The following is a 12,223-nucleotide window of genomic DNA, read 5'->3' on the forward strand; positions in this document are numbered from 1 at the left end:
GTTCAGTGTTCCGGACTAGACTCTAGCAAGTGCCTGTTCCAAATCGGCAATCAAATCGTCGATATGCTCCGTGCCGATAGACAAACGGACAGTGCCCGGATAAATTTCCTGTTCTGCAAGTTCCTGCGCGTTGAGTTGCGAATGAGTGGTACTTGCCGGATGAATGACCAGTGATTTTACGTCAGCCACATTGGCCAGTAAAGAGAAAATTTCCAGGCTGTCAATAAAACGATGTGCTTCTTCCTGTCCTCCTTTTATTTCGAAGGTGAAGATAGAACTTGCACCATTCGGGAAATAACGTTGATATAGTGCATGGTCCGGATGATCGACCAGTGAAGGGTGATTGACCTTCTTTACTTTCGGATGATTGTTCAGGAAGCTTACTACTTTTAATGCGTTTTCTACATGGCGCTCTACACGCAATGACAGCGTTTCGAGTCCCTGCAACAGAATGAAGGCGTTGAATGGGCTGATAGTAGCTCCGGTATCCCGCAGTAGAGTGGCACGGATACGAGTTGCATAGGCAGCCGGACCGGCAGCGTCCACAAAGCGTACTCCATGATAACTGGGGTCGGGCTCGGTGAGTTGCGGGAATTTGCCCGAAGCCACCCAGTCGAATTTACCAGAATCTACGATTACTCCTCCTAGTGAGGTACCGTGTCCACCAATAAACTTTGTGGCAGAGTGTACTACAATATCTGCACCGTGTTCGATAGGACGAATTAAGTACGGTGTGCCGAATGTATTATCAATAATCAAAGGAATTTTATGGCGGTGAGCGATTTCGGATACTGCCTCTATATCGATAATGTTGGAGTTAGGGTTGCCTAATGTCTCTATAAATACGGCTTTTGTATTATCCTGAATAGCCTTTTCAAAATTGGAAAGGTCGCTCGGATCAACAAAAGTTGTTGTAATTCCATAACTGGGCAAGGTATGTGCCAGCAGGTTGTAACTTCCTCCGTAGATCGTCTTGGCTGCTACAATATGATCGCCCGCACGGGTAATGTTTTCGAAAGCATAAGTGATGGCGGCAGCACCGGAAGCAACTGCCAACCCTGCTACTCCTCCCTCAAGGGCAGCTACGCGTTCTTCAAAAACGCCTTGTGTAGAGTTTGTCAGGCGTCCGTAGATATTTCCCGGATCTTGCAGGCCGAAACGTGCGGCTGCATGAGCGGAGTTATGGAATACATAGGAAGTTGTCTGATAGATAGGTACTGCACGGGCGTCTGTTGCCGGGTCTGCCTGTTCCTGTCCTACATGAATCTGTAATGTCTCGAAGTGTAAGTTCTTTCTTTCCATAATCGTATGTTTTTAAAGTTTAATATTTTGTCTTTATTTTCTTGCAAAGTTAGACAGCGTAGGAATATCGAACAATATATAGCTGAAATATAGAAAATAATACTATTTTTGTACCGTTATATAGAATAAGGATACTGTCTTGTTCTCGATATTCACCCTTTAGAAGAATATTTTTCTATGGATACTTTTGATAAATTGGATAAAGTGGATTTGCAGATACTCCGTACTCTGCAAGAGAATGCCCGATTGACGACAAAAGAGTTGGCTGCACGGGTGAGTCTTTCATCAACTCCTGTCTTTGAACGGCTCAAACGGCTCGAAAGCGGCGGATATATAAAGAAATATATTGCTGTGCTGGATGCTGAAAAGTTGAATCAGGGATTCGTCGTGTTTTGCAGTGTGAAGCTCAGACGGCTGAACAGGGATATTGCAGCAGAGTTTACGCGAATCATACAAGATATTCCTGAAGTAACCGAATGCTATAATATATCGGGAAGTTATGATTATCTGCTCAAGATTCATGCTCCGAATATGAAGTATTATCAAGAGTTTATTCTAAATGTACTAGGCACTATCGATAGTCTGGGGTCATTGGAAAGTACTTTTGTCATGGCTGAGGTGAAACACCGGTATGGGATACATATTTAGTGCTCTAAATATGTTATGTAGCATACTTAACTTCTTTTTGCACATTCATAGTTCCATTTTATAGCAACATCCCTAATTTTATCCAAAAGCTGGAATGATATTTCAAATATGGAAAACATATTGCCAAATATGGAAAATACAGAGCAAAGTCTGGAAAAAACAGACGATAATTATAAAGTGCCCAATCTGGAAAAAGGCATTGCGGTGATTGAATATCTTTCTTCGAGATCGGAAGGAGAAACATTGCAGGCAATCAAGGTGGCACTTGATATATCACAGACTACCGCCTACCGTATCTTGAATACATTGGTACGTTTGGATTATCTTTCTTTCGATGAAGATACGAAGCGGTATAAATTAACCCGGAAATTGTTAACTCTGGGATTCCGTTCGTTGAATGAACATAATCTGCTGGAAACAGTCTTGCCACATTTACGTGATTTGAGAGACAGGGTGAAGGAAACGGCCTGTTTTGGCGTATTGGGCGATGAAAAAGGCATTTTTATCGAACAAGCTCGAGGAGATCACGCTTTTTGCTTTGTCCTGTCACCCGGTAAACCTTTTGAACTGCATTGTTCTGCGCCGGGAAAAGCAATCATGGCCTATCTGCCGGTCACTGTCCGGAACCGTTATCTTTCTTATATGACTTTCCCTCGTTACAATTCCCGTACTATCACTTCGCGCGAGGTTTATCTGGAAGAATTGGAGAAGGTTTATCAACAGGGATACGCTTTGGACAATGAGGAAGAATTGAGCGGGGTGATTTGTGTAGGCGCACCTGTCTTGAATTATACAGGATATCCTTGTGGCTCTATCTGGATTTCGGGACCGAAAGACCGTTTGACGGAGGAACAGTTGCGAAGTACGGTGCAGATTGTCAAAGAGATAGCCGGACAAATCTCAGCAGAACTAGGATATAGAAGAGTATAACAAAAGATCATGCTATAAAAATACGAAACATTATGATAAGGAACTTTTTGCTAATTTGCTTGCTCGGTTGCGGCATATCTTTGGCAACAGCCGGAAACCCTCCTTTCTTTACTACAGGTACTGCTGTTAACGAGAAAGGAGAATTATTGATGACCCAGAAAGGAACCAGACAGTTGGATGTATTTGCTGCCGACGGGAAAACTTTGCTCCGTTCGTACCCGTTTAAGGAAACTCCCACAGGAGTTTTACTTGATGGTGATAAAGCGTATGTGACTACTTTCGAGAAAACCGGGCGGTTGGAGGTCTTGTCGTTGAAGTCGGGACAGATAGAAGCAGCTATTCCTACCGGTTCGGGAGCTTGCTATCCGATATTCTCGGCGGACAAGAAGCATATCTATGTATGCAATCAATTTGCAGGTACAGTAAGTGAGATAGATCCGGCAACGTGTAAAGTTGTCAGAAGCGTGAAAGTCTTACGCGAACCAAGGTCCGCTATATTCAGTAAGGACGGACGATATCTATTTGTGGCTAACTTTCTGCCGGCACAAAGGGCGGACTTGAACATAGTGGCGGCTTGTGTATCTGTAATTGAAGTGAAAAGTTTCACTAAAGTAAAGGATATCCAACTGGCAAACGGCAGTAATGCTTTGCGGGATATGTGTATTACTCCCGACGGTAAGTATATTTATGTATCTCATAATTTAGGGCGTTTTATGGTACCTACCTCTCAATTACAGCAGGGGTGGATGAATACAAGTGCTTTCAGTATCATCAACGTAGAAAAGCAGGAATTTGAAGGAGCCGTATTGGTGGACGAACCCGACCGGGGCGCTGCCGGTGTGTGGGGGATCGCCTGTGATGAGAAGCACATCTACGTAGCCCATAGCGGGACACATGAAATAAGCGTAATCGACCATTCCCGAATGTTGGATAAGTTTCGGAATTATGCGGATAAAGGTCGTTTGGACTATGACCTGACTTTTCTTTACGGACTCCGCAAAAGGATTCCTTTGCAGGGCAACGGACCACGTCATCTTCTTCTCTCGAATAATAAACTGATTATTCCTACCTATTTCGCCGATGTATTAAATATGGTAGATCTGAATACGTTCTCGGTGGCTGCCGTTAATATGAATGTGGGACGTACCGAGACGAAAGAACAAAAAGGAGAGAAGTACTTTAATGATGCGGGACATTGTTATCAGGGGTGGCAAAGTTGTAACGGATGTCATCCCGGAGACGGCCGTACGGACGGTATGAACTGGGATTTGATGAACGATGGAGTAGGGAATCCTAAAAACTGCAAGAGCCTGCTTTATAGCCACGTGACGCCTCCCAATATGATTTCGGGTATTCGTGCCAAAGCTGAAGTAGCTGTACGTGCAGGATTCCGGTATATTCAGTTCTATGAGCCGGAAGAAGAAATGGCCGAATGTGTGGACGCGTATATGAAGTCTTTACGCCCGGTTCCGAGCCCGTATTTAGTAGATGGAGAATTGTCGGAAAAAGCGAAGGCGGGAAGAAAAGTCTTTGATAAGTTGAAATGTGGCGATTGTCATAACGGTCCTTTCTATACGGATCTGAAAATGCATCGGATTGGTGAAGATGTCGAGTTTGAGAAAGGATGGGATACACCTACGCTGGTAGAATGTTGGCGTACGGCTCCTTATTTGTTTGACGGACGTGCTGCCACTATGCAAGAAGTGTTCGAAGTTCACAAGCACGGAATTGACAAGAAAGTATCCAAGAAAGAAATAGAGGAATTAACTGAATATGTAAATTCTCTTTAAGAAGAAAGTGTATGAACTATTGTGATAAAATACATTACTCCCTGTTGACTGCTTCCCCGGAAGATTTTCCGTCGATGATAGACAGTTTATTGTCCCGGTTGCCCGAAGAAGAACGTATACTACGTTTGGTCTTGTTCGGTACGCCGGTTTTAAAAGATGAATATGTCACTCAACGTCAGCTATTCAAAGCGAAAGCACGCCATTTCTTTGGAGACAGCGAACCGGCTCTTAGTTATGTTCTGCAACCCGTACCGGATGCTCCTTTAGTCATGGAAGTACATAGCTATCGTCCTGAAAGCGATGAACGGATTTTGTATCGGCACTATGATAATATTCCTTACGTATTGTTGGAAAATGAGTCGGGACGTTTCCTGTTTGCCGGAGGATTTCAGGGCGATGACCCTTGTGCAGATATGGAACAGTGGTCGGTAGAAGCCTTCCGCCAGTTGAAGGGAGTTTTGGAGAAAGAATCGTTTCCTGTCAACAGCATTATTCGTCAATGGAATTATATAGAACAAATCACCGGATATGACGGAGCCGGCCAACATTATCAGTCGTTCAATAATGTGCGTACAGCGTTTTATGCGGGAAGTGATTGGTCGAACGGCTATCCTGCCGCTACGGGAATCGGGATGAACATGGGAGGTGTGCTGATTGATGTGGATGCGGCAATGTTTCACACTCCTGATGTTTTTGCCACTCCTATTGATAATAAACTGCAAGTTGCTGCCCACGCCTATTCCGAGCAGGTGCTTGAAGAAGCCCGGCAGAAAAAAACAACCCCGAAGTTTGAACGGGCCAAGAGCATGACTTTCCGGGAGCGATGTCTGGTTTATATCTCCGGTACAGCCGCAATCAGAGGAGAAGAAAGTCTGAAGGGAGTCGGTTTGGAACGTCAGTTGCAGATTACTATGGAGAATATCGCTCAATTGATAGGTGATGCCCGTTTGGTTATGTTACGTGTTTACCTGAAGAACGAGTCTGATTATGAAGAAGCTCGCAGGGGACTTGAAAGTTATGGACTGAATATTCCTGTTTCCTATTTGCGGGCCGGCGTATGCAGGGAAGAACTATTGATTGAAATAGAGGGAATAGCGATAGATTAAATACGGAAATAATATTAATAATAACAGATAAAGCTATGACTAATTTGAAAAAGTACACAAATGCCGATTTCTACAAGAACGGCGTATTTCAGCAAGAGATTGCCATAGAGGCAATGAAAGAAATGTTTGTCCACTATAACATTCCCTTTACCGGATTTATGGCCGAGAATATGTGGGTAACGGATTTTGGTCTGGGAGACTTTGAAAATGTGGGTATGGGAGGTATCTTTTGGGTGAATGACCCGAAATATGGTTACTTTGCTCATGCCATTTATTTGCTTCCGGGACAGATGATTCCTGAACACGCTCATGTGAAAACAGACTTTCCGGCCAAACATGAGTCATGGATGGTGGAGAAAGGTTGGGTTTATAATTTCTCGGAAGTAGGAGAAACGACTCCGAATGCTCCGGTGATTCCCGCCACGCATGGGCCTGTCAAAAGCAAGAATTGCGTGATACAGAAAGTAGGCGATATTTTGCGATTGAAAGAAATGGAGACTTTTCACTTTATGATGGCAGGTCCGGAAGGTGCCGTTGTTTGTGAATGGGCCAACTATCACGATAATGCCGGACTGCGTTTCACTCACCCTACTGCTACGTTATGAAAAACTGGTACCGCATATTAATATTGTTTTTAGTATCTTCTTCTTTGCTGACTTTTACAGCCGCAGCTCAACAGAAGAATACTGATACTGAGCGCGCGCTCGTCTTGAAACTGGCTGCCTACTTGAAGGATTCTTCTTACATAAAGAATACGATTCGACAAATAGAGACTGAAAAGAAAGTCGAAACCCAAATCACCGGATATCAAAAACTTCATAAGCAAGTGCAACGTATGCTTCTGTTGCAAAGCGAATTGAAGTGGCTGAATATGGAAGCGATTCGTCTGGCTTATGAGGACATGAAGCGGATCGAAGGCTTCGATGCAGTAAAGTGCCTGCCTATTTTGACCGAACTGGAACAACAAGTAAAGCAAGGATTCGGCAATATATATAGCGGTGATGAGGCTGTTTTGGCAAATGCGGAAAAGGCCGTAGCCAATAAGCGTGCTATTTTACTGGCCAACCCATTGTTGAACGGCGATAAGATATTGACCGTTCGTTATCAACTGGGAAACAGGGATCGTCGGGCAATGGCTCCCGAACTGGGTACGCAGTCGAACAACTGGAGTAATCAGGAATCAGCCCGCCGGAAAGGTTTTAACGCCGATATTGTTGAGTTAAGTAATTTGCGTGATGAAGTACAAATCCGCACTATTTATAAGCCTGACAATACTTCTTCCATTGCCGATTTGAAACTGCATTGGGATGGAGACCGTGCGATGTTTACCCAGACAATGTCTGACAATCGTTGGAATGTGTTTGAAGTAAAACTGAATAACGGCGATTGTAAGAAATTGATTGATAATCCCGAACCTGATTTGGAATTTTATGACGGGACTTATCTGCCGGATGGACGTATCATAGCCAATTCGAACATCGGTTACCAGGGAGTACCCTGTGTCAATGGGAGCGACCCTGTAGGAAACATGGTACTTTATACGCCGCAGAGTAAAAATCTCCGCCGTCTGACATTTGATCAGGATGCAAACTGGAATCCGGTGATTATGAATAACGGACGTGTGATGTATACTCGTTGGGAATATACTGACCTGACTCACTATTACACCCGTATTGTGATGAACATGAATCCTGACGGGACGGAGCAAAAGGCACTGTATGGAAGTGGTTCAATGTTTCCCAACAGTACATTTGACGTGCAACCTTTACCCGGTTATGCTTCTGCCTTTGTCGGAATCATTTCGGGACATCACGGGGTGGCACGTTCGGGACGTCTTATTCTGTTCGACCCGGCAAAAGCGCGTAAAGGAGCTGCCGGTATGTTGCAGGAGATTCCTCATCGCAACCGTCCCATCGTTGAAGAAGTGAAAGACAGGTTGGTCGACGGGGTATGGCCTCAATTTATCAAGCCTTCTCCACTCAATGATACTTATTTTCTGGTTGCCGCAAAATTGGATAAGAATGATTTGTGGGGTATCTATCTGGTAGATAAGTTTGATAACGTGACTTGTCTGCATAAAATGGAAGGGGAAGGATATATCAGTCCGATAGCCGTGCGCAAAACGGTGACTCCGCCTGCTATACCCGACCGGGTGAAACTGGACGATAAGCAGGCAACGGTCTTTATACAGGATATTTATGAAGGTGAAGGATTGAAGGGGATTCCGCGTGGAACGGTGAAGTCGCTCCGTTTACACGCTTATGAGTATGCTTATGTCCAGACACAATCTGACCATAACTGGCATGGTATCCAGTCGGGTTGGGATATTAAACGTATGTTGGGTACCGTACCGGTGGAGGAAGACGGCTCGGTTATTTTTAAAATTCCTGCCAATACTCCGGTTTCTATCCAACCCTTGGATAAGGATGGAGTGGCTGTACAATGGATGCGTAGCTGGCTGACAGGGCAACCGGGAGAGATTGTCTCTTGTGTGGGATGCCATGAAGATCAGAATCAGATTGTGATCCCGAAACGTGTGATTGCTTCACAGAAAGCACCGCACGCTCTCACTCCCCCGGAAGGAGGACCCCGTTCGTTTACTTTTGATCTGGAGGTACAGCCTATTCTGGACCGTGCCTGTATCGCTTGCCACAATGGTGAGGGGAAAGCGTTCGATCTGCGTGGAGGCAAGAAAGATAACAGAGGATATGGAACATCCTATCTCAATCTCCACCCTTATGTGCATCGTCAAGGTGGTGAAGGGGATATGGTGGTACTTTATCCTTATGAATATCATCCTAATACTAGTGAGTTGGTCCGTCTTTTGAAAAAAGGACATTATAATGTGCAACTGACGGATGCGGAGTGGAGGAAAATTTATAACTGGATTGACTATAATGCTCCCGACAAAGGATATTTCAATGCCAATGTTCTGAAATCGTTCCCGTATCAGGGATACGACCAGATAGAACGCCGCAAGCAACTGACCGATAAATATGCGGGCGGTGCTGGAGTGGATTGGAAAAAAGAGATTGCCGATTATGCTGCCCAACTGAAAAACAAAGGTGAGATAAAACCGGTAATGCCCAAGAAGGTGAGTCCTGTGAAGGAGAAAGTCCTGAAGGTAAAAGGGTGGCCGTTTGCTCCGGACAGGGTAAAGGAAATGCTAGCCGATGAGAAAGAGACCGTTAAGGTGTTGGAAATAGCTCCGGGCGTTCAAATGACATTTGTACGTATTCCTGCGGGTGAATTTGTTATGGGCAGTTACCATGGGGAGCCGGACACTTATCCCACTACCAAGGTGAAGATAGATAAAGCGTTCTGGATGGGCGAACTGGAAGTGACTAACCAACAGTATAATACTATATTCCCGCAGCATGACAGCCGTTATGTGGATCAACAGTGGAAAGATCATGTCGTTCCGGGGTATCCGGCTAATAAACCGGAGCAGCCTGTTATCCGCGTAAGCTATAATGACGCAATGGAATATTGTAAGATATTGAGTCAAAAGACCGGACTGAACATTACGCTTCCTACCGAAGCGCAATGGGAATGGGCGTGTCGTGGAGGAAGCGACGAGGATTTCTGGTTTGGTAACTTGAATGCGGATTTCGGTAAGAAAGATAACTTGGCCGATGTGACAACCAACAAGTTTGCAGTGAGTGGAGTCGATCCGCAGCCGATGTCTCCCGAATCGCCCTGGTACAAGTATTATACGTTCCTTCCTAAAGCAGCCAATGTGGATGACGGAAGTTTGGTGCAGGTAGGAGGAAAGAAGTATGAGGCAAATCCGTTCGGATTATACTGTATGCATGGCAATGTTGCCGAATGGACGCGTTCGGATTATGTCCCTTATCCGTATAAAGAGAATCCGAAAAAGGTTTCCGAATATAAAGTGGTTCGTGGCGGTTCGTATATTGAACGGCCGAAATATTCCACAGCATACTCACGTAAGGGATTCTATCCTTATCAATGTGTGTTTAATGTCGGTTTCCGTGTCATTATCGAAGATTAATCGAATATACTAATGAAAGCTACTCTGAAAAGACTGATTTCCTCTTCAACAACGACTATTGTGTTGTTGCTTGTATATGGCGCAGGTTTGGCGATTGCTACTTTTATTGAGAAGTATCAGGGGAGTGAAGTAGCCCGATCGGTGGTGTACTGTTCTCCTTTGTTTTTCCTTCTTCAATTTTTGATAGTACTCAATTGGTTGGCTATCGTTATCAGGCAACGTTCGCTGAAAATGCGCAAATGGGGAATGTTAGTTACTCACGGGGCTTTCATTCTAATTCTGCTGGGAGCATTGGTATCTCATCTTTATGGTGAGGAAGGTATTCTTCATTTGCGTGAGGGAGAGACGAGCAATCGCTTCGCTGTCCGTCACGCCGGTGAAGTGACTTACCATACGCTGCCTTTTAGTGTGGAACTGATAAATTTTACATTAACCCGTTATCCCGGTTCGTCCAGCCCGTCTGCGTATGAAAGTGAGTTGCTGGTACATCTGGATGGAGAAGTCATTTCGGAACGGGTTTATATGAATAATGTGCTGGATGTGAAAGGTTATCGTTTCTTTCAGGCTTCTTATGATCAGGATGAACAGGGTACGGTGCTTTCTGTCAACCGTGATGTGGCTGGACGTACCATCACTTACACCGGATATGCTGTTCTGTTGCTCGGTCTGGTATTGTGTTTTGTAGACAGGCGTTCACGCTTTATGTTACTCAGCCGGCGGTTGAAGGAGTTGCGTTGTTCGTTCTTCCTTATGTTGCTGACGCTCTCTTCTTTGACGGTTCATGCCGGTGAGACCTCGGTACAAGCGAGGGAGGCAGTGCTGAAAGACGTCATTGATAGCGGGCATGCTGCCCGTTTTGGTGCATTGCCTCTTCAGTCGGGAAGAGGGCGTGTACTTCCTGTCAATACCTTCTCGTCTGAAGTATTGAGGAAACTGCATAAGTCTGATTCCTTTTATTCTTTAAATTCCGACCAGTTTCTTCTTAGTGTTTTGACAATGCCGGAACGTTGGACGTATATTCCATTTATTGCTGTTCCCGGCAAGGAATTGAGTGACTTTTATCAGTTGCCGTCCGGACAATGCGCCTATATGGATGTATTTGATGCGGACGGGAATTATAAATTGCAGAAGAAGTTGGAAGAAGCATACGGTAAGATGCCTGCTGCGCGGACTCGTTTTGATAAAGACCTGATTAAGTTTGACGAGCAGATTAACATCTTTCATCAGTTGCTTAATTGGCAGCTGTTGAATCTCTTTCCGAAAGAAGACGACCCGCAACATACGTGGTATGCTCCGGGGGATGATTTGTCGGCTTTTTCGGGAAAAGACTCGATGTTTGTCTCCCGGGTGTTGGCTTGGTATGTGGAAGAAGTACAGACTTCCTTGCAGAGTGGCGACTGGACAAAGCCTGATGAAATAGTAGGTATGATTTCCACTTATCAACAGGCAAAGAATAAGATAGCCGGTGTCACTTCCGGGAAAATGGAGGCGGAGATAAAATATAACCGTTTGGATGTGTTCAGCCAGTGCAAGAAAGGATATCTGATTTTTGGCGGGTTATTGCTGGTGTTTGCTTTTGCTTCTTTATTCAAGCGTGCCCGTTGGATGCGTTGGGCAAGTCGGGCACTTGGTGTGGCTGTCCTGGCGGTTTTTCTTTTCCATACGTACGGAATGGGGATGCGCTGGTATATTGCAGGATATGCTCCGTGGAGCAATTCATATGAAACAATGGTCTACGTTGCCTGGGCTACGGTTTTTGCCGGTTGGCTGTTCGCGCGTCGTAGTCTGCTGACTTTCGCTTTGGCTACGTTGTTCGGTGGAGTCATCTTGTTTGTATCGGGACTGAACTGGATGGACCCGCAGATAAATCCGCTTGTTCCTGTTCTCAAGTCGCCGTGGCTGATGTTTCATGTAGCTGTTATTGTAGGTGCATACGGATTCTTCGGTATCAGTTGCCTGCTCGGACTAGTTAATCTGGTGATGATGAGTTTTAAGAAGGCAGTGCTGGCACAGCGGATAAAAGAATTGAGTATTATCAACGAAATGTCTCTTCTGATTGGACTGGCTTTGATGACGATAGGAACATTTCTTGGAGCTATCTGGGCTAATGAGTCGTGGGGACGTTACTGGGGGTGGGACCCGAAAGAGACGTGGGCGCTGGTTACGATGATCGTTTACGCCATTGTCACTCATCTTCATCTGGTGCCGTTCAGAAACAGCCTATGGCTGTTCAACATAGCTTCGGTAGTCGCTTTTTACAGTGTGTTGATGACGTTCTTCGGAGTGAATTATTTCCTGAGTGGTATGCATTCCTATGGACAAAACGACCATGTCGGAGGAATGTTTGTCTATCTTTTGCTGTCGGCACTTTTGGTCGCGCTGATTGGATTTATCTCTTTCGCGAGAAGACAGAAACAGAATAGCTAATCGAA

7 protein-coding genes and 1 pseudogene are annotated in these 12,223 nt (G+C 45.0%); 7 read left to right on the top strand and 1 reads right to left on the bottom strand.

All coding sequences use genetic code 11. From position 1 onward, the window contains the following. Positions 1 to 15 precede the first annotated feature (15 nt). On the bottom strand, positions 16 to 1,302 hold the full coding sequence (locus CGC64_RS06580; protein ID WP_005677109.1) for an O-acetylhomoserine aminocarboxypropyltransferase/cysteine synthase family protein: 1,287 nt from the start codon (positions 1,300 to 1,302) through the stop codon (positions 16 to 18). Positions 1,303 to 1,479: 177 nt separating this feature from the next. Between CGC64_RS06580 and CGC64_RS06585 the strand changes: the two genes are divergently transcribed. From CGC64_RS06585 to ccsA, 7 genes and pseudogenes are all read left to right on the top strand, one after another. Continuing rightward, complete coding sequence (locus CGC64_RS06585; protein ID WP_005677110.1) at positions 1,480 to 1,950, top strand: Lrp/AsnC family transcriptional regulator; 471 nt, start codon at positions 1,480 to 1,482, stop codon at positions 1,948 to 1,950. A gap of 129 nt (positions 1,951 to 2,079) precedes the next feature. Then, complete coding sequence (locus CGC64_RS06590) at positions 2,080 to 2,880, top strand: IclR family transcriptional regulator (protein ID WP_005679844.1); 801 nt, start codon at positions 2,080 to 2,082, stop codon at positions 2,878 to 2,880. A 32-nt stretch (positions 2,881 to 2,912) separates the two neighbouring features. Continuing rightward, positions 2,913 to 4,670, top strand: coding sequence for a YncE family protein (locus tag CGC64_RS06595; RefSeq protein ID WP_005677112.1), 1,758 nt, complete (start codon positions 2,913 to 2,915; stop codon positions 4,668 to 4,670). Between the two features lie 11 nt (positions 4,671 to 4,681). Next, positions 4,682 to 5,776 carry a chorismate transformation enzyme, FkbO/Hyg5 family gene (locus CGC64_RS06600; RefSeq protein ID WP_032855108.1) on the top strand — a complete coding sequence of 365 codons (1,095 nt, stop codon included), beginning with the start codon at positions 4,682 to 4,684 and terminating at the stop codon, positions 5,774 to 5,776. Positions 5,777 to 5,811: 35 nt separating this feature from the next. Next, positions 5,812 to 6,381, top strand: a pseudogene (locus CGC64_RS06605) (hypothetical protein); the annotation flags it as partial. After that, on the top strand, positions 6,378 to 9,791 hold the full coding sequence (locus CGC64_RS06610) for an SUMF1/EgtB/PvdO family nonheme iron enzyme (RefSeq protein ID WP_089421559.1): 3,414 nt from the start codon (positions 6,378 to 6,380) through the stop codon (positions 9,789 to 9,791). The pseudogene CGC64_RS06605 and the gene CGC64_RS06610, both read left to right, overlap by 4 nt. A 12-nt stretch (positions 9,792 to 9,803) precedes the next feature. Next, on the top strand, positions 9,804 to 12,218 hold the full coding sequence (gene ccsA / locus CGC64_RS06615; RefSeq protein WP_005677118.1) for a cytochrome c biogenesis protein CcsA: 2,415 nt from the start codon (positions 9,804 to 9,806) through the stop codon (positions 12,216 to 12,218). Positions 12,219 to 12,223 lie beyond the last annotated feature (5 nt).

This window comes from Bacteroides caccae (genome assembly GCF_002222615.2).
Classification (GTDB): Bacteria; Bacteroidota; Bacteroidia; order Bacteroidales; family Bacteroidaceae; genus Bacteroides; species Bacteroides caccae.

What these genes read in the sequence shown, in the direction of transcription:
- CGC64_RS06595 (WP_005677112.1), top strand. Translation starts at nt 2,913, where the DNA reads ATGATAAGGAACTTTTTGCTAATTTGCTTGCTCGGTTGCGGCATATCT.
- CGC64_RS06580 (WP_005677109.1), bottom strand. Translation starts at nt 1,302, where the DNA reads ATGGAAAGAAAGAACTTACACTTCGAGACATTACAGATTCATGTAGGA.
- CGC64_RS06600 (WP_032855108.1), top strand. Translation starts at nt 4,682, where the DNA reads ATGAACTATTGTGATAAAATACATTACTCCCTGTTGACTGCTTCCCCG.
- CGC64_RS06585 (WP_005677110.1), top strand. Translation starts at nt 1,480, where the DNA reads ATGGATACTTTTGATAAATTGGATAAAGTGGATTTGCAGATACTCCGT.
- ccsA (WP_005677118.1), top strand. Translation starts at nt 9,804, where the DNA reads ATGAAAGCTACTCTGAAAAGACTGATTTCCTCTTCAACAACGACTATT.
- CGC64_RS06610 (WP_089421559.1), top strand. Translation starts at nt 6,378, where the DNA reads ATGAAAAACTGGTACCGCATATTAATATTGTTTTTAGTATCTTCTTCT.
- CGC64_RS06590 (WP_005679844.1), top strand. Translation starts at nt 2,080, where the DNA reads ATGGAAAATACAGAGCAAAGTCTGGAAAAAACAGACGATAATTATAAA.